This window comes from Actinoplanes sp. NBRC 103695, from assembly GCF_030269485.1.
Lineage (GTDB): Bacteria > Actinomycetota > Actinomycetes > Mycobacteriales > Micromonosporaceae > Actinoplanes.
The window spans coordinates 227,016-247,486 of sequence record NZ_BSTL01000015.1; the positions used below are offsets into that span (position 1 = coordinate 227,016).

At 69.6% G+C, this 20,471-nt stretch carries 15 protein-coding genes; 3 read left to right on the plus strand and 12 right to left on the minus strand.

Annotated elements, in window-relative coordinates:
* The 12 genes from nuoH to mqnC form a co-directional block, all read right to left on the minus strand.
* A complete protein-coding gene (gene nuoH / locus QSK31_RS27380; protein WP_285687248.1) occupies positions 1-1,368 on the minus strand; it encodes an NADH-quinone oxidoreductase subunit NuoH in 1,368 nt (455 codons plus the stop codon).
* On the minus strand, positions 1,368-3,842 hold the full coding sequence (locus QSK31_RS27385) for an NADH-quinone oxidoreductase subunit G (RefSeq protein WP_285687250.1): 2,475 nt from the start codon (positions 3,840-3,842) through the stop codon (positions 1,368-1,370). The genes nuoH and QSK31_RS27385 overlap by 1 nt, the downstream gene beginning before the upstream one ends.
* Positions 3,842-5,158 carry an NADH-quinone oxidoreductase subunit NuoF gene (gene nuoF / locus QSK31_RS27390; RefSeq protein ID WP_285687251.1) on the minus strand — a complete coding sequence of 439 codons (1,317 nt, stop codon included), beginning with the start codon at positions 5,156-5,158 and terminating at the stop codon, positions 3,842-3,844. Before nuoF ends, QSK31_RS27385 begins: the two co-directional genes overlap by 1 nt.
* The gene (gene nuoE, locus QSK31_RS27395; protein ID WP_285687252.1) at positions 5,155-6,360 is read right to left on the minus strand and encodes an NADH-quinone oxidoreductase subunit NuoE; all 1,206 of its coding nucleotides are present in this window, start codon (positions 6,358-6,360) and stop codon (positions 5,155-5,157) included. Before nuoE ends, nuoF begins: the two co-directional genes overlap by 4 nt.
* The gene (locus QSK31_RS27400; protein ID WP_285687254.1) at positions 6,361-7,686 is read right to left on the minus strand and encodes an NADH-quinone oxidoreductase subunit D; all 1,326 of its coding nucleotides are present in this window, start codon (positions 7,684-7,686) and stop codon (positions 6,361-6,363) included.
* Entirely contained in the window at positions 7,683-8,300 is a 618-nt protein-coding gene (locus tag QSK31_RS27405) for an NADH-quinone oxidoreductase subunit C (RefSeq protein WP_285687333.1), read from the minus strand. Before QSK31_RS27405 ends, QSK31_RS27400 begins: the two co-directional genes overlap by 4 nt.
* Before the next feature lie 65 nt (positions 8,301-8,365).
* Positions 8,366-9,037, minus strand: coding sequence for a NuoB/complex I 20 kDa subunit family protein (locus QSK31_RS27410; RefSeq protein ID WP_285687256.1), 672 nt, complete (start codon positions 9,035-9,037; stop codon positions 8,366-8,368).
* A 6-nt stretch (positions 9,038-9,043) separates the two neighbouring features.
* Positions 9,044-9,409 carry an NADH-quinone oxidoreductase subunit A gene (locus QSK31_RS27415; protein WP_502873017.1) on the minus strand — a complete coding sequence of 122 codons (366 nt, stop codon included), beginning with the start codon at positions 9,407-9,409 and terminating at the stop codon, positions 9,044-9,046.
* Positions 9,410-9,488: 79 nt separating this feature from the next.
* Complete coding sequence (locus QSK31_RS27420; protein ID WP_502873018.1) at positions 9,489-10,778, minus strand: geranylgeranyl reductase family protein; 1,290 nt, start codon at positions 10,776-10,778, stop codon at positions 9,489-9,491.
* Between the two features lie 109 nt (positions 10,779-10,887).
* Positions 10,888-11,145 (minus strand): hypothetical protein, encoded by a 258-nt coding sequence (locus tag QSK31_RS27425; RefSeq protein ID WP_285687257.1) that lies wholly within the window; start codon positions 11,143-11,145, stop codon positions 10,888-10,890.
* Positions 11,146-11,206: 61 nt separating this feature from the next.
* On the minus strand, positions 11,207-11,902 hold the full coding sequence (locus QSK31_RS27430; protein ID WP_285687258.1) for a demethylmenaquinone methyltransferase: 696 nt from the start codon (positions 11,900-11,902) through the stop codon (positions 11,207-11,209).
* A 451-nt stretch (positions 11,903-12,353) separates the two neighbouring features.
* On the minus strand, positions 12,354-13,595 hold the full coding sequence (gene mqnC / locus QSK31_RS27435) for a cyclic dehypoxanthinyl futalosine synthase (RefSeq protein ID WP_285687259.1): 1,242 nt from the start codon (positions 13,593-13,595) through the stop codon (positions 12,354-12,356).
* 90 nt (positions 13,596-13,685) lie between these two features.
* Between mqnC and QSK31_RS27440 the strand changes: the two genes are divergently transcribed.
* The 3 genes from QSK31_RS27440 (at position 13,686) to QSK31_RS27450 (ending at position 20,462) form a co-directional block, all read left to right on the plus strand.
* Positions 13,686-16,727 (plus strand): DEAD/DEAH box helicase, encoded by a 3,042-nt coding sequence (locus QSK31_RS27440; RefSeq protein ID WP_285687261.1) that lies wholly within the window; start codon positions 13,686-13,688, stop codon positions 16,725-16,727.
* 1 nt (position 16,728) lies between these two features.
* Positions 16,729-17,559: an SWIM zinc finger family protein gene (locus QSK31_RS27445; RefSeq protein ID WP_285687263.1), complete on the plus strand. Its 831-nt coding sequence runs from the start codon at positions 16,729-16,731 to the stop codon at positions 17,557-17,559.
* A gap of 92 nt (positions 17,560-17,651) precedes the next feature.
* Complete coding sequence (locus QSK31_RS27450) at positions 17,652-20,462, plus strand: hypothetical protein (RefSeq protein WP_285687265.1); 2,811 nt, start codon at positions 17,652-17,654, stop codon at positions 20,460-20,462.
* Positions 20,463-20,471 lie beyond the last annotated feature (9 nt).

The window sequence follows — 20,471 nt, forward strand, 5'->3', positions numbered from 1 at the left end:
TCACACCTCCTTCTCTGGCGAGGAATCGCCGACCGTGGCGGACGCGCGCTCGGCGACGGCGCGCCGTGCCCGTGGGCTCGGCGGCACCTGCAGGTCCATGGGTGGGACGGGGAAACTGCCCGGCGGGCGGGCCGCCAGCCGCTCCTCGATGGAGAGCTGTCTGACCTTCTTCGCCGACGGCCAGAACATCGCGATCAGCAGCACCGCGATCACCACGCCGCCGATGACCAGCCACTTGGTGCCGGTCGAGAGCTCGTTGTTGGCGACCTTGACGCCGGCCAGGAACAGGATCCAGACCAGGTTGACCGGGATGAGGACCTTCCAGCCGAAGCGCATGAACTGGTCGTAGCGCATCCGGGGCAGCGTGGCCCGCAGCCAGATGAAGCCGAACAGCAGCAGCAGGACCTTGCCCAGCCACCACAGCAGCGGCCACCAGCCCTGGTTGAACATGCCGTCGTTGATCGAGCTGATCGGCCACGGCGCCCGCCAGCCGCCCAGGAAGAGCGTGGTGGCGAAGGCCGAGACGGTGATCATGTTGATGTACTCGGCGAGGAAGAACAGCGCGAACTTGAACGACGAATACTCGGTGTGGAAACCGCCGACCAGCTCCGACTCGGCCTCGGGGAGGTCGAACGGCGCCCGGTTGGTCTCACCGACGGCGGCGATGCAGTAGATGATGAAGCTCGGCAGCAGCAGGACCGCGTACCAGCTCGGCGCCGTCGGGTGCCAGCCGAAGATGTCCACCGAACCGCTGCCGGCCTGCGCCTTGACGATCTGCGAGGTGCTCATCGTCCCCGCGGTCATGAACACCGCGACGATCGACAAGCCCATGGCGACCTCGTACGAGATCATCTGCGCACTTGACCGCAGACCGCCGAGCAGCGGGTAGGTCGACCCGGACGCCCAGCCGGCCAGCACCACGCCGTAGACCGCCATCGACGAGCAGGCCAGCAGCACCAGCACGGACACCGGAACGTCGGTGAGCTGCAGCGCCGTCTTGTGGCCGAACATCGAGACGACCGGTCCGAACGGGATCACCGCGAACGCCGTGAAGGCCACGGTCGCGGAGATGACCGGCGCGATGAAGTAGACCACCTTGTCCGCGGTCTTCGGGATGATCTCTTCCTTGAACGGCAACTTCACGCCGTCCGTGAGGCTCTGCAGCCAGCCCTTCGGGCCCACCTGGTTGGGGCCCGGGCGGACCGCCATCCGGGCCACGACCTTGCGCTCGTAGTTGATCGTGAAGAGCGTCAGGAGGAGCAGGATGACGAAGACGCCGAGCAGCTTGATCAGGACGATCCACCAGACGTCCTGTTCGAACGTCTGCAGCGTGGGGTCCTGCGCGAGAACCGTGAGTCCGTTGCCCATCAGGCGAGAGCCCCCTCAGCGAGGATCGGGCCCGGCACGCCGGCCGACAGCCGGACCACCGCTCCCGAGTTGACCCCCAGGCTGCGGCGGACCGTCGAGCCTGGCGAGTTGGTGGGAAGCCACACCACCTGCGGGGGCAGGTCGGTGATCGCGGCCGGCAGCGAGACGGTGCCGCGATCGGTGCTGACCGAGATCAGGTCACCGTCCACGACGCCCAGCGTGTCGGCCAGGTCCTTGCCGATGCGGGCCACCGGCGGGCGGGCCGTACCGGCCAGCGCCTCGTCGCCGTCCTGCAGCGAACCGAGGTCGAGGTTCTGGTTCCAGGTGGCCAGGATCGCCTCGGACGCGCCCAGCGCCGGAACGGCCGCCGCGGCGACCGTGGGCACCGCGGGACGATCCGCGCGGCTGGCCGGCATCGCGCCCAGCTCGCGGCGGATCGCCATCACGTCGCCGGTGTTCAGCGTGACGTCCATCAGCGCGGCAACGGCCTCCAGTACCCGGCCGTCGGTCATCGCCGTGGTCGGCAGCACCGTCTCGAAGGACCGCAGGCGGCCCTCCCAGTTGAGGAACGTGCCGGACTTCTCCGCGGCCGGTGCGATCGGCAGCACCACGTCAGCGCGCCGGGTGACCGCGCTCTGCCGCAGCTCCAGGCTGACCAGGAAGGGCACCGCGTCGAGCGCCTCCTCGGCCAGGCGCGGGTCGGCCAGGTCGGCCGGGTCCACACCGGCGACCAGCAGGCCGCCGAGCTGTCCGTCCTTCGCCGCGCGGAGGATCCCGTCGGTGTCCCGGCCGGCCGAGGTCGGCAGCAGGCCACTCGCCAGGTCCCAGGCGGCGGAGAGCTCGGCGCGCGCGGCCGGGTCGGCGACCGGGCGGCCGCCGGGCAGCAGGTTGGGCAGGCAGCCGGCGTCGACCGCACCGCGGTCACCGGCCCGCCGGGGCACCCAGACCAGACGGGCGCCGGTCCGCGCGGCCAGCGCGGCAGCGGCCGAGAGACCACCGGGGACGGCGCCGAGGCGCTCGCCGACGATCAGGATCGAGCCCGGCGCGGCAAGCGCCGCGGCGACCGTCGCGTCGGTGTTCAGCAGCCGGGCCTCGTCGCCGGGAACCGCCGTGACCAGCGCGGCGCTGACCTTCTCCAGGCCGCGGGTCAGGAACGGCGCCACGGCCGTGACCTTGAGCTTCCGCTTCATCGCACCCTTGCGCAGGCGCAGGAAGAGGATCGCCGACTCCTCCTCGGGGTCCAGGCCGACGATGACCGCCGAGGGAGCGTGCTCCACGTCGGTGAAGGTCACGTCGGTCAGCCCGGCCACCGAGGACGCCAGGAAGTCGGCCTCCTCGGCGCTGACCGGGCGGGACCGGAAGTCGATGTCGTTGGTGCCGAGCGCGACCCGGGCGAACTTGGCGTACGCGTACGAGTCCTCGACCGTGAGCCGGCCGCCGGTCAGCACGCCGACGCCCGCGCCCTTCGCCGCCGTCAGGCCCTCGGCCGCGGCGAGCAGCGCCTCACTCCAGGAAGCCGTGCGGTACTGGCCGGTGGCCTTGTCCCGGATCAGCGGCTCCATGATCCGGTCGGTCGCGGTCGCGTACCGGAACGCCCAGCGTCCCTTGTCGCAGTTCCACTCCTCGTTGACCTCCGGGTCGTCCCCGGCCATCCGGCGTAGCACCTTGCCGCGGCGGTGGTCGACCCGGCTCGCGCAGCCGCCGGAGCAGTGCTCGCAGACGCTCGGCGAGGAGACCAGGTCGAACGGCCGGGCGCGGAACCGGTACTGCTCGCCGGTCAGCGCGCCGACCGGGCAGATCTGGATCGTGTTGCCGGAGAAGTACGAGTTGAAGGCGACGTCGCCCTCGCCGTCGCCGACCTGCCCGTCACCGGTGAGGTCGCCGCCGAAGAAGTCGTCCCGGTACACGTTGATCTGCTCGCCGGACGAGCGGTCCATCAGGTCGATGAACTTGTCGCCGGCGATCTCCTCGGAGAACCGGGTGCAGCGCTGGCAGAGGATGCACCGCTCACGGTCCAGCAGCACCTGGCTGGAGATGTGGATCGGCTTCTCGTACTCGCGCTTGTGCTCGTGGAAGCGAGACTCGGTGCGGCCGTTGGACATCGCCTGGTTCTGCAGCGGGCACTCGCCGCCCTTGTCGCAGGTCGGGCAGTCCAGCGGGTGGTTGGCCAGGAGCAGCTCCATCACGCCGTGCTGCGCCTTGTCGGCGACCTCCGACGTGAGCTGGGTCTTGACGACCATGCCCTCGGCCACCGTCTGAGTGCAGGAGGCGACCGGCTTGCGCTGGCCTTCCACCTCGACCAGACACTGGCGGCAGGCGCCGGCCGGGGCCAGCAGCGGGTGGTCGCAGAACCGCGGGATCGCGGTGCCCATCCGCTCGGCGACGCGGATGACCAGCTCGCCCTTCTCCGCCTCGACCTGTACGCCGTCGATGGTCAGCGTGACAGTGTCGGCCTTCTTAGCCACGTCGGTCATCAGTGCGCTCCTACCAGGGCCTTCTCGGACAGCCGCGGAGCGGTCCGGCCCTCGATGTAGTCCAGGTAGTCCTGGCGGAAGAACTTGAGCGTGGACACCACCGGGGTCGCCGCGCCGTCGCCCAGGCCGCAGAACGACCGGCCGAAGATGTTGTCCGCGGTGTCCTGCAACGTGTCCAGGTCGGCGTAGGTGCCGTGGCCGGAGAGGATCCGCCGGTACGTGCGGACCATCCAGTAGTTGCCCTCGCGGCACGGGGTGCACTTGCCGCAGGACTCGTGGTGGTAGAACTCCAGCCAGCGCCAGGTCGCGTACACCGGGCAGTCCTGGTCGGAGAAGATCTGCATGGCCGTGGTGCCGAGGATCGACCCGGCCGCCGAGACGCCCTCGAAGTCCATCGCGGTGTCGATGTGCTCGGCGGTGAGCAGCGGCGTGGAGGACCCGCCCGGCGTCCAGAACTTCAGGTTGTGGCCGGGCTTCATGCCGCCGGCCAGCTCGATCAGCTCGCGCAACGTGATGCCCAGGCCACACTCGTACTGGCCCGGGTTGGCGATCCGGCCGGACAGCGAATAGATCATCGGGCCGGACGACTTCTCCGTGCCCATGCTCTTCCACCAGTCGGCGCCGCCCAGCACGATGTACGGCACGCTGGCGATGGTGCCGACGTTGTTCACCACGGTCGGGCTGGCGTAGAGGCCGGCCACCGCGGGGAACGGCGGGCGCAGGCGCGGCTGGCCGCGGAAGCCCTCGAGCGAGTCGAGCAGCGCCGTCTCCTCGCCGCAGATGTACGCGCCGGCCCCGCTGTGCACCACCAGGTCCAGGTCGAACCCGGAGCCCTGGATGTTCTCGCCGAGGAAGCCCTTCGCGTACGCCTCCTTGACCGCGTTGCGCAGCCGGCGTGCGGCGTGCACCGCCTCGCCACGGATGTAGATGTATGCCCGGCTGGCCCGGATCGCGTACGAGGCGATGATCGCGCCCTCGATGAGCGAGTGCGGGTCGTACGTCATCAGCGGCAGGTCCTTGCAGGTCCCCGGCTCGCCCTCGTCGGCGTTGATCACCAGGTAGTGCGGCTTGCCGTCGCCCTGCGGGATGAAGCCCCACTTGAGACCGGTCGGGAAGCCGGCGCCGCCGCGTCCGCGCAGGCCGGAGTCCTTGATCAGCTGGATCAGGTCGTCCGGGTGCACGTCCAGCGCCTTCTTCAGCGCCGCGTAGCCGTCCAGTCGCTGGTAGACGTCGATCTTCCAGGCGTCCGGCGACAGCCAGCGCTTGGTCAGCACCGGAGTCAGCTTCTCGAGCACCTCACGCCGTGGCTGCGTCACTTCTTCTCCTCGACATCGGAGGCCGCGGCACCGGAGGCGGCAGCCGGGCGGGCGTCGTCGCCCGCCGGTTTGCCGTCGCCCGCCGCGGTGTTCTGCGCGACGCCGGACGCCTCAGCGGGGTTGCTGGGCACCGGCTCGGTCGCCGTCGCGCCGCCGGTCCGGTCGGGCTCGCCCATGGTGGGGTTGCGCTTCTCGGCCGTACGGGTCTCGGGGTTCTTGACGTCGCCACCGGGAAGGTCCTCGCCGGCGTGCCGGTGGGTGACCGCCTCGGCGGCCGCCTTCACCTTGGTCGCCGCCTTCTTGGCGACCCGGGTGACCTTGCCCTCGGCCGGCTTGGCAGCGGGTTTGGTCGCGGAGGCGGGCAGCCGTCCGACCAACGGCGAGACGGCCGGATCCGAGTCCTTGACCGCCTTGGCCGACTCGTCGCGCCGATCCTTCGTCGTCGTGATCGGGGTGTCCAGGTTGAAGTCGGCCACCGCGATCCCGTGCTGCTGGGCCAGGGTCACGCCGCGCAGGGTCGGCGCGCCGGCCAGCCCGTCGGCGATCGCGCCGTCCCGCTCGTCGGCGAAGCCGGCCAGCTGGGTCTGCATGTCCCGCAGCGAGCAGATCCGGGCGCCCCGGCTCGGCGTCGGCAGGTCGCCGCCCTCGCGGAGCTGCTCGACCATCGCGATCGTGCTCTGCGGGGTGGCCTCGTCGATCGCGAAGTCGTAGTTGACCGTGACCACCGGCGCGTAGTCGCACGCGGCCAGGCACTCCGCGTGCTCCAGCGTGATGCGGCCGTCGGCCGTGGTCTCGTCGTGCCCGACGCCCAGGTGCTCGGACAGCTCGTCGTAGACCTGCTGGCCGCCGAGCACGTTGCACAGCGTGTTGGTGCAGACGCTGACCAGGTACTCACCGGTCGGCCGGCGTTTGTACATCGTGTAGAAGGTGGCGACCGCGCCGACCTGGGCCTTGTTGATGCCCAGGATCTCGGCGCAGAACGCGACGCCGGCTGGGCTGACGTGCCCCTCCACCGTCTGCACCAGGTGCAGCAGCGGAAGCAGCGCCGACCGGCTGCGGCCCGCCGGGTAGCGGGCGATGATCTCGAGCGCGGGTTCCAGGAGCTTCTCGGCGAGCGGCGTCGCGGCCGGGGAGAACTCCACCTCGTCGACGGTCTTCATTGCAGTGCGGCGGAGCCGCCCCTGCTGCTCAGCATCGGACATCTATCGGTCACACCCACCCATCACGGGGTCCAACGAGGCGCCGCCGGCGATCACGTCGGCGAGCAGAGCACCCTCGGCCATCGCGGGGAGGGCCTGCAGGTTGACGAAGCTGGGATCACGCATGTGCACCCGGTACGGATGTGTGCCACCGTCCGAGACCGCGTGCACGCCGAGCTCGCCGCGAGGGTGCTCGATGGACACGTACACCTGCCCGGCCGGAACTCGGAAGCCCTCGGTGACCAGCTTGAAGTGGTGGATCAGCGACTCCATCGACTGACCCATGATCTTGGCGACGTGCTCGAGCGAGTTGCCCATGCCGTCCACGCCCACGGCCAGCTGGGCCGGCCAGGCGATCTTCTTGTCGGCGATCATGATCGGGCCTGGCTTGAGCTTGTCCAGCGCCTGCTCGACGAGCTTCAGCGACTCGCGGATCTCGGCCATCCGGACCAGGTAGCGGCCCCACACGTCGGAGGTCTGCGCCGTCGGCACGTCGAACTCGTAGTCCTCGTACCCGGAGTACGGCATCGTCTTGCGCATGTCCCAGGGCAGCCCGGCGGCGCGCAGCACCGGCCCGGTCACGCCCATCGACAGGCAGCCGGTCACGTCGAGCACGCCGACGCCCTGCGTGCGCTCCTGCCAGATGATCTGACCGGAGAGCAGGCTCTCGTACTCCTTGAGCTTCTTCGGCATGTACTTCAGGAAGTCCCGGATCTTGCGGACCGCCGAGTCCGGGACGTCCTGCGCGACGCCGCCCGGGCGGAAGTACGCGTGGTTCATCCGCAGCCCGGTCGTCTCCTCGAAGATGTCCAGGATGTACTCACGCTCGCGGAAGCCGTACAGCATCATCGAGATCGCGCCCAGCTCCATGCCGGTGGTGGCGATCCAGACCAGGTGCGACGAGATCCGGTTGAGCTCCATGAAGAGCAGCCGGATCGTGTTCGCCCGCTCGGTGATGTCGTCGGTGATGCCGAGCAGCTTCTCCACCGCGAAGCAGTAGGCGGCCTCGTTGAACAACGGCGCCAGGTAGTCGGCGCGGGTGACGAACGTGGTGCCCTGAGTCCAGTTGCGGTACTCGAGGTTCTTCTCGATGCCGGTGTGCAGGTAACCGATGACCGGCCGAGCCTCGGTCACCGTCTCGCCCTCGAGCTCCAGCACCAGCCGGAGCACGCCGTGCGTCGACGGGTGCTGAGGACCCATGTTGACGACGATCTTCTCGTTGCTCAGGGGGTCGATGGCGCCGGTGATGCTGTCCCAGTCGCCGCCGGTGACCGTGAAGACACGGCCCTCGGTCGTTTCGCGCTCGGCCGCATATTGAGAGGAAGTCACTGGTAAACCCTCCGCTGGTCGGGCGGCGGGATCTCGGCGCCCTTGTACTCCACGGGCACCCCGCCGAGCGGGTAGTCCTTACGCTGCGGGTGGCCGTCCCAGTCGTCCGGCATCAGGATCCGGGTGAGGTTGGGGTGACCGGTGAAGACGACGCCGAACATGTCGTACGTCTCCCGCTCCTGCCAGTCGGCGGTCGGGTAGACGCTGGTCACGCTCGGCAGGCTGCCGCCGGCCGGGATGGCCGCTTCGAGGCGTACGCGCCGGCGGTAGGTCATCGAGGTCAGGTGGTACACGACGTGCAGCCGCCGCGCGTCGGTGTTGAGGTAGTCCACGCCGGACACCGAGGAGCACAGCTCGAAGCGGAGCGACTCGTCGTCCCGCATGATCTGCGCGACCTCGGCGATCTTCTCCGGCGCGATGTGCAGGGTCAGCTCGCCCCGATCGACGACGACCTTCTCGATCGCGTCGGCGAAGCCCGGGTAGGCCTCCTCCAGCGCGTCGGTGACCTCGTCGAAGTAGCCGCCGTACGGCTTGGCGGTGCCGGCCACCTCGGGCCGCTTGCGGACCAGGCCGCCGAAGCCGGAGACGTCACCGCTGCCGGTGATGCCGAACATGCCCTTCTGCGGGCTGGCCGGGGTCTGTGACGGCGCGCCCAGCTCGGCGCCCGTGGGTTCGATGCTCACTTGCCGTCCTCCCGCAGATGCGGCTGCAGCTTCATCCAGTTCTCGATGCGAAGCTGCTCCTCGCGGCCTTCCTTGACCGCCTGCGTCCACTCCGCACGACGAACCTTGTCGGCCCGGTACGACGAGGGCATCGCGCCCGGCGCGACGACCGGCACCTTGCCCTCCGCGACGCGAGCCGCCAGCATCTTGCGGCCGTTCGGGCCGAGCGGCTGGGCCATGACCTTCTCGCGCATCTTCAGGATCGCGTCGATCAGCATCTCCGGCCGCGGCGGGCAGCCCGGCAGGTAGATGTCCACCGGCACGATGTGGTCGACGCCCTGCACGATCGCGTAGTTGTTGAACATGCCGCCGGACGAGGCGCAGACGCCCATCGAGATGACCGAGCGCGGCTCGGGCATCTGGTCGTAGATCTGCCGGACCACGGGCGCCATCTTCTGGCTGACCCGGCCGGCCACGATCATCAGGTCGGCCTGGCGAGGCGAGGCGCGGAACACCTCCATGCCCCAGCGACCGAGGTCGTAGTGCGGGCCGCCGGCCGCCATCATCTCGATGGCGCAGCAGGCCAGACCGAACGTGGCGCCCCAGAACGACGACTTCCGGGCCCAGTTCGAGAGCTTCTCGACCGAGGTGAGCAGGATGCCGCTCGGCAGCTTCTCTTCGATTCCCATGAGTGATCAGTCCCAGTTCAGGCCGCCACGCCGCCACACGTACGTGTAGGCGATGAAGACGGTGATGATGAACAGGACCATCTCGACGAACCCGAACAGGCCGAGCGACTCGAAGGAGACGGCCCACGGGTACAGGAAGATGGTCTCGATGTCGAAGATGATGAAGAGCATCGCGGTCAGATAGAACTTGACCGGGAAGCGGCCGCCGCCGATCGGCTGCGGCGCGGGCTCGATGCCGCACTCGTACGCTTCCAGCTTGGCGCGGTTGTAGCGCTTCGGTCCGACGATCGGCGCGATCGACACGGAGAACAACGCGAACAGCGCGCCGAGAATCAGCAGCCCGACGATCGGGACGTACGGATTGATCGTCATGCTCTCTCCTGCTCGGGTGTCGTCCAGCTCACAGTATTGATCCGAGAATCGCCGGGGGTTACCGGGGTGGCCTGCCATTTCATACGGCTGGGGCCACCTTGGTCAGGCCGTTGATGACGCGGTCCATCGCGTCGCCACCGCGCGGATCCGTCAAGTTCGCCAGCAGTTTCAGAACGAATCGCATGAGTGTCGGATGCGGCATCCCGTGCTTCGTCGCCACCCGCATGATCTGCGGATTGCCGATCATCTTCACGAAGACGCCACCCAGGCGGTAGTACCCGCCGAATCGGATCTTCAACTCCGCCGGGTACGCCCGCAGCGCGCGCTCACGGTCCGGTCCGGCCGGCCGGGCCAGCGCCTGCACCGCCACCTCCGCGGCCAGTTCGCCGGACTCCATCGCGTACGCGATGCCCTCGCCGTTCATCGGGTTGACCATGCCGCCGGAGTCGCCGACCAGCATCATGCCGCGGGTGTAGTGCGGAACCCGGTTGAAGCCCATCGGCAGCGCCGCGCCCAGGATCTGACCGCCCGCGTTCGACTCGTCGGTCATGCCCCAGTCCGGCGGCGTGGTGGCCAGCCAGTCGGTCAGCATCGCCCGGTAGTTGGTCCGGCCGAACGCGCTGGACGAGTTGAGGATGCCCAGCCCGACGTTCACCCGGCCGTCGCCGAGGCCGAAGATCCAGCCGTACCCGGGCAGCAGCCGGTCGCGGTCCTGTGCGCTGCGCAGCTCCAGCCAGGACTCGAGGTAGTCGTCGTCGGCCCGGACCGGCGAGTGGTAGTACCGCCGCACCGCCACGCCGATCGGCCGGTCGTCCCGCTTGGCCAGGCCCATCGCGAGGGGCAGCTTGCCGGACACACCGTCCGCCGCGACGATCAACGGCGCGCGAAACTGAACGGGCTCCTTTTCCGCGCCGCGCTTGGCGAGGACGCCGATGGCGTGACCGTCGTCGTCCAGGACCGGCCCGGTCACGGTGACCCGGGTGTGCAGGACGGCGCCGGCCTCGACCGCGCGCTTGGCCAGCATGTCGTCGAAGTCCAGACGGGTGCGCACGAGGCCGTAGCTGGGGAAGCTGGCGAGCTCGGGCCAGTCCAGCTCGAGCCGGACGCCGCCGCCGATCACGCGGAGGCCCCTGTTCTGCAGCCAACCGGCCTTTTCGGAGGTGTCGACGCCCATCCGGATCAGCTGCCGGGTCGCGCGCGGGGTCAGACCGTCGCCGCAGACCTTCTCACGCGGGAACTCGGTCTTCTCCAGAAGAAGGACACGTAGGCCGTGCCGGGCCATGTGATAAGCCGCCGCGGAACCGCCCGGCCCCGCGCCGACGATGATCACATCGGCCTCGTCGACGATCGCTGTCAGCTGCTCGTGCACGGCCTCACCTCCGTTTCGCGCGGGCTCGTGAAACAGTTCACAAGCCAGCCCACCCGGAGTCTAGGACGGCCATCGAGGCGCTTCGGGGTTAGGGGAACCTAACCCCGAGTCACGCGGCCGAACCTCTGTCGAGTGCCCGGTCTGCGACCAGTCGGGCGGCTCCGTCCAGGTGTTTCCGAAACGTACCGCCCATCGCCCGGTCGAGCGCGATGATCAGCTGATCCACCAGATCCTGGGCCAGCCCCGGATCCTCCGCGGCCACCAGCCGGATGCGGCTGGCCAACTCCAACGCGCGCCGCTCACCCTCCTCCTGATCATCGATGGCGAGATCGATGTCGGTGTCCTCGAGATCCCCGAGTGTGCGCATACCTTCGTACGCTAAGCACGGTTTTAAGAGTTTTGGATGTTTTAAGAGGTTTTCACCCTGCTTATTCCTTGGTCGCGCGGTGCAGGGTGACGACGCCGCCGGTCAGATTCCGCCAGCCGACGCGCGCCCACGGGCCGGCCCGCACGATGCGTTCGGCCAGACCGTTCTGGTCCGGCCAGGCGCGGATCGATTCGGCCAGATAGACGTACGCGTCCGGATTGCTGCTCACCGCCCGCGCCACCGACGGCAGCGACCGCATCAGATAGTTGAGGTAGACGGCGTTGAAAGCCCGGTTGACCGGATGGCTGAACTCGCACACCACCAGGCGGCCGCCCTTGCGCGTGACTCGGCCGAGCTCACGCAACGCCGCGCCGGTGTCCACCACGTTGCGCAGCGCGAAGGAGATGGTCACCGCGTCGAAGGCGCCGTCCGGGAAAGGCAGCCGCAGCGCATCGCCGGCGACCAGCGGGACAGTGCGCCCGGCGTGCCGGCCCGCCGCCAGCATGCCGGTGGAGAGATCGGCGCCCACCGCGTACGCCCCCGAGCGGGTCAGCTCCTCGGTGGAGATGCCGGTGCCCGCACCCACATCCAGCACCCGTTCCCCCGGCCGCAGCGCCAGTGCCGCCCGGGTGGCCCGCCGCCAGCCACGGTCCCGGCCGAACGACAGGACCGTGTTGGTCAGGTCGTACCGCCGGGCCACGCCGTCGAACATCTCGGCGACCTCGTGCGGCTCCTTGTCCAGATCTGCGCGCGTCACGCTTCCACTCTGCCAGGCCGCACCGGGTCGCCTCCCGCGGCCGCAGATATGGAAGCGGGCGGGATGGTCGCCCATCCCGCCCGCCACTGTGTTGCGTTATATATACGACCGCCATCGGTCGGGTCCGTAAGCGCCGCGCTCGTTGATGGCAACTAGCGGCGTCAGTGTGTTGCGCTGTGTTACTGGAGGCACGATATCCAGCGCAAACGCGCCCGGTACAGCAAGACACGACGCTCGTTACGAAGGAGCAACCAGCCCCTCACCGACCCGGGGAACCGCACCTGCCTGAACGGTTGAGCAGGACGGCTGTACGGCCTACTCGACCCCCTCACGACGCCTGCGACCCAGGAGCAACGCCACCCCGACGACGAAGGCCACCCCGACGCCGGCCGGCAGAGCAGTACGTCGATTACCTACGCCGCGACGGTCGCGTACCGTCCGTACTTGCCCGTCAGGAGGCGTCGACCAGCGGGAGCTGGGTGCGGCCGGCGCCGCCGCCCGGCATGGCAATCGACGAGAAGTGCGAGACGACGCGCTCGTCGGTGGGGTCGTCGGCCTCGGTGTGGTGCACGGCCAGGTGCTGGTAGAGGGTGTCGCGCTGGGCGGGGATGCGGCCGGCCGTGCGGATCATCCAGATCAGCTCGTGCAGGTTGGAGCGGTGCCGGGCGCCGGCGGAGGAGATCACGTTCTCCTCCAGCATGATCGAGCCCAGGTCGTCGACGCCCAGGTGCAGCGACAGCTGGCCGACGTCCTTGCCGGTGGTCAGCCAGGACGCCTGCAGGTGGGCCACGTTGTCGAAGAAGAGCCGGGACACCGCGACGAAGCGCAGGTATTCCAGGGTCGTGGCCTGGGTGCGGCCCTTGAGATGGTTGTTCTCCGCCTGGTAGGTCCACGGGATGAACGCCCGGAAGCCGCCGGGGCCGCCGGCCCGCTCGACCGGGGAGTCGACGTAGCCGTTGGCCACGGCCAGGTCCTGGACGTCGCGGATCATCCGGATGTGCTCGATGCGCTCGGCGTTCGTCTCGCCCGTACCCATCATCATGGTGGCCGTGGAGCTCAGGCCGTTGCGGTGGGCGACCGCCATCACCTCGAGCCAGCGGGCCCCGCTCTCCTTGAGCGGCGCGATGGCCTTGCGCGGCCGGTCCGGCAGCATCTCGGCGCCCGCGCCGGCGATCGAGTCGAGGCCGGCGGCCTTGATCCGGACCACCGCCTCCTCGATCGAGACGTCGCTCACCTTGGCCATGTGCAGGATCTCGCTGGGGCCGATGGAGTGGATCACGAGCTGGGGATAGGCCTTCTTGACCGAGGAGAAGAGCTCCTCGTAGTACTCCACGCCGAACTCGGGGTGGTGACCGCCCTGGAGCATCACCTGGGTGGCGCCGAGGTCGAGCGCCTCGCCGCAGCGGTGCAGGATCTCCTCCATGGGGTGCGACCAGCCCTCGGAGTGTTTCGGCGCCCGGTAGAAGGCGCAGAACTTGCAGGCGGTGACGCACACGTTCGTGTAGTTGATGTTGCGGTCGATCAGGTAGGTGACGATGCCGTCGGGGTATCGACGCCGCCGGACCGCGTCGGCCGCCTCGCCGAGGGCGTGGAACGGCGCATCCGTGTAGAGAAGCAGCGCCTCCTCGGCGCTGATCCGGCCGCCGTCGGCGGCGCGCTGCAGGATGCTGTCGATCTCGGTCGTGGCAGTCACCCGGCAAGCGTACGTGCAGATTCGGGACGTCGTCAGCGGCGCGTGTCACCGGCGACCGGTTTTGTCGGTCCCCTTGGCTAGGGTCGTTCCGTGCTTGTCGTTCACGGTGTCTGGCTCCCCGGTTCAGGGGCTCCCGGGCAGCTCGCGCTCTGGGCCGAGGACCCGGAGTTGCCGCTGACCGCGACGTCGCGCGGGAAAAGGCGGGCGCACCCCTTCGCGGTGTCCGCCGGCACCCTTCTGGCGGCGCTCGACGACCTGGGCGACGAGCTCGCCAAGTCGGTCGAGGGCACGCTCACCCTGCGGCTGCCGGGCACGGCCAAGGGCCCGCTGCCCTCGCCGGAGTCCGGCAGCGAGACGCCCGGCCGTGGCCTGCGCCTCACCGAGTGGGAGACGCCGGCGCTGCTGCTGCCCGGCGAGGCCGCGCTGCCCGCCCTCGGCGCGCTGGCCTCGCCCGACCCGAGTGGCCCGTGGAGCTCGGCGGCCTCCCTGCGCTACCTGTGCATGCTCGCCGGGCACGCCTGCGACATGGCCCGCCGCGGGCGGATGCTCCCGCAGCTGGTCGCCGAGGCGGGTGAGCAGGCCGCGCGCTGGCGGCCGGTGCTGACCGGGGCCGACGCCGCCACCTATCGTGACTTCGCCGCCGCGATGCCGCCGGTCTGCCGCGCCGCACACGAGGCGGGCGAGGGGGCGACTCTGCGCGACGCGCTGGCCGCCCTGGTCGACGCGGCGGCCCGGTCCCTGCTGCCCGAGCGCCTGCTGCTCGGTCACCGGCCGGGGCCCAAGGCGCCGCTGCCCGACCGCTGGGTGCTCGCGCTGACCGACGAGGACCCGACGCTGCCCGGCGCCCCGGCGGGCGAGGTCGCCGAGCTTCGCCGGGTGCTCGATGCCTGGCTGACCGCCGCCCACGAGGCGAACGGGCCGATCCGGGTGAGCTTCCGGCTCAGCGAGCCGCCGCCCGGCGAGGACGACTGGGGCCTGGAGTTCGCGCTGCAGTCGGCGGATGACCCGAGCCTCTACCTCCCGGCCGCGCGGCTCTGGGAGGGCGACCGGATGCCGGGCCTGCCGGTGCGGCCCGACGAGACGCTGCTGGCCGGGCTGGGCCGCGCGGTGCGACTGTTCCCGCTGCTGCACGTCGCCCTGCGTGCCTCGCATCCGGCCGCGATGACGCTGGACACCGGCGAGGCGCACGAGTTCCTCCGGCAGGCCGCGCCGTTGCTGCAGGCGGCCGGCTTCGGGGTGCAGCTGCCCAAGTGGGCCGGGCGCAAGGCCGTGGGGCTCAAGCTGACCACCCGCACGCGTACGAAGAAGGAGTCGTCCCGCGCCGCCGCCGAGTCGGGCTTCGGGCTGGACCAGCTGGTCGGGTTCCGGATCGACCTGGTGATCGGCGACGGCACGGTCAGCGCGGAGGAACTGGCCGAGCTGGCCCGGCTCAAGGTGCCCCTGGTTCGCATCCGTGGTCAGTGGGTGGAGCTCGACGACCGGCAGCTCAAGGCGGCGCTGCGGGCGGTGGACCGCCGGCGGGAGGGTGAGCTCACCGCCGCCGAGGTGCTGCAGACCGTGGTGGACGGCGGCGACGAGGACCTGCCCCTGCTCGAGGTCGACGCCGACGGGATGCTCGGCGACCTGCTCGGCGGGGCGGCCGAGCGGCTGGAGCCGGTGGCCACCCCCACGACGTTCCAGGGCGCGCTCCGGCCGTACCAGGAAAGGGGTTTGTCCTGGTTGCACTTCCTGTCCCGGCTGGGGCTGGGCGGGATCCTGGCGGACGACATGGGCCTGGGCAAGACCGCGCAGACGCTGTCGCTGCTGCTGGCCGAGCGGGCGGGCGCCGAGCGAGCGGGCGCCAAGCAGGGTGCCGTGCTGCCGACGCTGATGATCTGTCCGATGTCGCTGGTCAGCAACTGGCAGAAAGAGACTGAGCGGTTCGCGCCGAGCCTTCGCGTCTACGTGCATCACGGCGGCACCCGGAAACGGGACGACGAGTTCCTGGCCGCGGTGGCCGGGGCTGATCTGGTGCTGACCACCTACGGCACGGCGCTGCGTGACCTGGGGGCGCTGCGGGACATCGCCTGGGGGCGGGTGGCCTGCGACGAGGCTCAGGCGATCAAGAACGCGGGCACCCGGCAGGCGCAGGCGGTGCGCGCGATCCCGGCGCGTACCCGTCTGGCCCTGACCGGCACGCCGGTGGAGAACCACCTGGCCGAGCTGTGGTCGATCATGGAGTTCTGCAACCCGGGCCTGCTCGGGCCGGCCAAGCGGTTCCGCCGCCGCTTCCAGGAACCGATCGAGATCCGGCAGGACGCCGACGCCACCGCCGCGCTCAAGCGGGCCACCGGTCCGTTCGTGCTGCGCCGGCTCAAGACCGACAAGTCGATCATCTCGGACCTGCCGGAGAAGGACGAGATGAAGACCTGGTGCACGCTCACCGCCGAGCAGGCGACGCTCTACCAGGCCGTGGTCGAGGACATGATGGCCGTCATCGAGGGCTCCGAGGGCATCCAGCGCCGGGGCAACGTGATCGCCGCGATGACCAAGCTCAAGCAGGTCTGCAACCACCCGGCGCACCTTCTCAAGGACGGTTCCCGGCTGCCCGGGCGGTCCGGCAAGCTGGCCCGCCTGGAGGAGCTGACCGAGGAGATCATCTCCGACGGCGACAAGGCGCTGATCTTCACTCAGTACTCCGAGTTCGGCTCGATGCTCCAGCCCTACCTGGCCGCGCACCTCGACCGGCCGGTGCTCTGGCTGCACGGCGGCCTGACCAAGGCCCGGCGGGACGCCCTGGTCGAGCGCTTCCAGACCGACGACGAGCCGATGCTGTTCCTGCTGTCGCTCAAGGCGGCCGGCACCGGCCTCAACCTGACCGCCGCCAACCACGTGATCCACTACGACCGCTGGTGGAACCCGGCCGTCGAAAATCAGGCCACCGACCGGGCGTTCCGCATCGGCCAGCGGCGCAACGTGCAGGTCCGCAAGTTCATCTGCACCGGCACGCTGGAGGAGAAGATCGACGCGATGATCGAGCGGAAGAAGGCACTCGCCGCGTCCGTGGTCGGCACCGGCGAGGACTGGGTCGGCGACCTGAACACCGACCAGTTGCGCGAGCTGTTCGCGCTCGACCCGGTGGCGGTGAGCTGACATGCCGGTCGACCCCGACGGGCGATTCTTCTCCGGCGGGCAGCCGATCAAGGTCGACGGCGGCATCGCGGTGCGCGCCCAGCGCGGCGACATCGGCTCGCAGTGGTGGTCGCGGCGCTTCGTGGACATCCTCGAGCGGATCTGCCCGCCCGGCCGCCTGGCGCGCGGCCGGGCTTACGCCCGCAAGGGCCAGGTCATCGACTTCACCCTCACACCCGGCCGGGTGTCCGGCCGGGTGCAGGGCTCGAGGACCGATCCGTACGAGGTCGCGCTGGCGATCGACGCCTTCGACGAGACACAGTGGACCGCCTTGACGGCGGCGCTCGCCGACCAGGCGCTCTATCGGGCCGCCCTGCTGGCCGGGAACATGCCGCACGAGATCATGGAGATCTTCGACGGCGCAGGCCTGCCGCTCTTCCCGTCCCATGTGGACATGACGTGCAGCTGCCCCGACTGGAGTGTGCCCTGCAAGCACACCTCGGCGGTGCTCTACGTGCTGGCCGAGGCCTTCGACGACGACCCGTTCCTGGTGCTGGCCTGGCGTGGGCGCAGCCGCGACGAGTTGCTGGACGCACTGCGCGCCACCCCCGAGCCGGCCGAGGTGATCGATCCGCTGGCCGTCGACGAGACGACCCTGGCCGACCGGCTGGCTGACTACTACTCCCCCGGGATCTCGCTGAGCCGGCTGCGCGAGCGGCCGGCCCGGGTGACCGCGCCGCCGGAGCTGCTGTTGCGAGCCCTGGACGCGCCCAAGATCAAGGTCCGGCACATCCCGCTGGTCGACCTGCTGCGACCCGCCTACCGCGACCTGGGCACCGACGAGTCCGGATGACGCAAGGCGTCGTTCTGCGAACCGCGGCCCGATCTCAGGTCTGGTCGGATCCCCGATAACGCTGTGGGGCCGCGGGCGACATGCTGGGTCGCATGGACCGTGACGGCCTTCTGCGCAGGGCATCCGAACTGGACGATCCAGCCGAGATCTCCTGGTTGCTGGCCGATGCGATGCTCGGCACCGAATCACCGCTTCAGGATCCGCTCGATGCGGATCTGATACGCGCACTGGCTGAGGAGCAGAACAGGCTGGGGCACGACGCCAGGTCCGTGCTTCTTCTCGAATTCGCCGTCAGGCTGGCACCGGATTGGCTCACTCTCCAAACCCTGAGAACGGTGCTACAGAACCGGGGCGACGATCTGGTCGCTGTCGCCCGGATTCAAGCGCTGCTTCCCGCGTCATCGGAGGCTGCCAATACGGAGTTGTTCGACCTCTATCGCGATCTCGGTTACCCGGCGCTCGCCCAGGACGCGCACCGTCACGGAATTTCCGTCGCCGGCGAGAGACGGACCGAGCGGCTGCGCCTCTGGTGGATCACCGGTGGGCCGTTGAGGCCGATCCGCAGCCGAATTCGCCGGCGCGAGACGGCGAGGCTCGAGAAACGGATGAGCGCGGATCGGTCGGTCGAGCTGGACGCCGATATCGATGTGCAGCCACTGTTGAAGGAGATAGTGGACGGATCCGACCGCGATCGTGCGGCGTGGAGGCTTCTCCGGAGGGTGGACCGGCTGGCCGCCGACGGTGACGTGCCGGCCGCCGCTCGGCTGCTGATCGAGCCGTTGTCCGCAGCCGACGCCTCACCACGGCTCATCTGGGCGGCCGTCGAACTGGCGGGCCGGCTGGACGACCCCGGTCTCGCCCTCCGTCTCACCGCCCGGCTCGATCCTCGGTTCGGCTACCTCAAGCTTCGGCAGGCAGAGCTTTACCTTGATCTCGACCGGCTACGCGACGCCTGGACCTTGGTGCAAGAGGGCGGGAACGACGGATATCGACTGGTCAGAGAACGGGTCCTCCGCACTGCCGGTCTCCCCTTCCTTGCCGTTGAGGCTCGTCGGACAACCAGCCGCGAACGTTCGCAGTCCCGGAGACGCTGGTGGCTGACAGGGGGCCCACTCTGGTTCGTACGCGCTCGCGGGAGACGACGGGATCAACAGAATCTCTCGACGAGGCTGGGCCCCGCCGGCGCGGCGATCGAAGTGGAACGGCCTGACGTGCTGGCAGCGAAGTTCGCCGTGGCCGCAAAGGTGAGAGAAGCTATCGATCGAGCAGCCGGTGAAAACCATTCCGACGCGGCCGCGAGACTCGGAGCGATCTACGACTCTGGTCGGCCGACGGTGCCGCTTCTCGATCAGCTGGCCTGGGCCCTGTACTTCGACGATCAGGAAGAACTGGCTCTCCAGCGCATCCGCGAGGCACGTGCGATCGAGCCGGGTAAGGCGTCGCTCCTCGACGCCGAGGTCACGTTCCTCAAGTACCTCGATCGCTACGTCGAAGCCCTTGACGTGAGCGATCGGTACATTGAGCAGTTCGGTCAGGTTCCGGAGGCCCGTGCGATCCGAGCTGAGCTGCTCTCGGACCTTGCGTTCGCCACGTTGTCCTTCGACGCGTTCGGCCCGACCGAAGGTCTCGGCGAATCGGCACGGGCCCTGCGGCGGCGGCTGTGGTGGCGCACAGGCGGCCCGCTCCGGAGGCTGCGCGACCGGATGCGCCGCTCGGACGAAACCACCCTGGAGCTTTGGAGGACCCGAGCCGCGGGGTTGGCCCGGGTGCTCGGGTCGGTGACCGGGCCGTCCAAGGCTGTCAATCTTCGGTTCATCTCCGACCACTTCACCTTTCGTGAGGCCAGGGAGCGACTGAAGTGGCAGCGATTCAACGTGGTGGCTCGGCTCACGGCGGGCTTCTCCGCTTCGGTTGCCGGCGGAATCACCATCGCCCTGGCCGGCGATTCGGCTCCGCTGTGGTCGGTGATGACCGGCGTCCTGTGCGCCGCGGTCATCCTCGCGCTGCTCAGACGGGCCGACTCCGTCACCAGGGCTGAGCCCGGCGACCGGCTGGTGACGCGCGTCATTCCGGCGATCGTCGTGATCGGCGTGGCCGGTTACCTTCTGTCCCGAGCCGACGAACGGTGGGCGTTCCTGATCGGCGCGACCATGGTGGGCACCGCGGTCGCAGCCGCGTGCCGCCTGTTCGCCGCCGCCGGCGGACGGATCGCGAAGGTGTTCGCGCTGCGCAGGCTCGGCGGGGCCGATCCGCGTGGCTTCGCTCTCGTAGCTCTCCTCGAGGTGCTCTCCGAACTTCGGCGGCCGGCTCTGCGAAACGACCTCGGGTGGCGACGTCATCGGCTGCGCACCATCGAACAGGTCGCCATCAGGCTCGAAGCCGACCTGCCGGGAGTATTCGCCGCCGACTCGGCGAGCTCCGAGTTGCTGCGACGACGTGGGCGTGGAGCGGCGGCGGCGATCCGCGAGCTCAAATATCTGTTGGTGACGGCGCCGCCAGGATCGTGGCAGCGAATCGAGATCGTGCTTCGCAAGGACATCGTGGCCTTGGCCACCGGGTCGCTCGGTCGTCTCCGAACAGTCGAGTCGCCGGAGCCTCGAACACGGCGTCGGCCGCGGCGGCAGATCGCCTTCGACTCCGCACGCACACTCTTCTTCGCAGGTCTGCCCCTGGCCGTGACCCTGACGGCGCAGCCGTGGCTGCGCTTCAACGAGACGATTCTCAACTGGGCACGCCTGCTCACGATCGGCTGGGCAGTGCTCTATGTGCTCCTCACCGCTGACCCGACCTTCCGCGACAAACTTCGCACCGGTTTTGCATTGATCAACCTGGGCCGTGGCGACGGGGATCCCGCGCAGCTCGACTCGGCAGTTCCGGATAAACGTCCGAATCCCACGAAATGATCGATGCGG

Bases quoted from the DNA above. Each gene is read 5' to 3' on its own strand.
- QSK31_RS27410 (WP_285687256.1), bottom strand. From the start codon at position 9,037: ATGGGAATCGAAGAGAAGCTGCCGAGCGGCATCCTGCTCACCTCGGTC.
- QSK31_RS27450 (WP_285687265.1), top strand. From the start codon at position 17,652: ATGGACCGTGACGGCCTTCTGCGCAGGGCATCCGAACTGGACGATCCA.
- QSK31_RS27425 (WP_285687257.1), bottom strand. From the start codon at position 11,145: ATGCGCACACTCGGGGATCTCGAGGACACCGACATCGATCTCGCCATC.
- QSK31_RS27385 (WP_285687250.1), bottom strand. From the start codon at position 3,842: ATGACCGACGTGGCTAAGAAGGCCGACACTGTCACGCTGACCATCGAC.
- QSK31_RS27405 (WP_285687333.1), bottom strand. From the start codon at position 8,300: ATGTTCGGCATCACCGGCAGCGGTGACGTCTCCGGCTTCGGCGGCCTG.
- nuoE (WP_285687252.1), bottom strand. From the start codon at position 6,360: ATGTCCGATGCTGAGCAGCAGGGGCGGCTCCGCCGCACTGCAATGAAG.
- QSK31_RS27445 (WP_285687263.1), top strand. From the start codon at position 16,729: ATGCCGGTCGACCCCGACGGGCGATTCTTCTCCGGCGGGCAGCCGATC.
- QSK31_RS27415 (WP_502873017.1), bottom strand. From the start codon at position 9,409: ATGACGATCAATCCGTACGTCCCGATCGTCGGGCTGCTGATTCTCGGC.
- nuoH (WP_285687248.1), bottom strand. From the start codon at position 1,368: ATGGGCAACGGACTCACGGTTCTCGCGCAGGACCCCACGCTGCAGACG.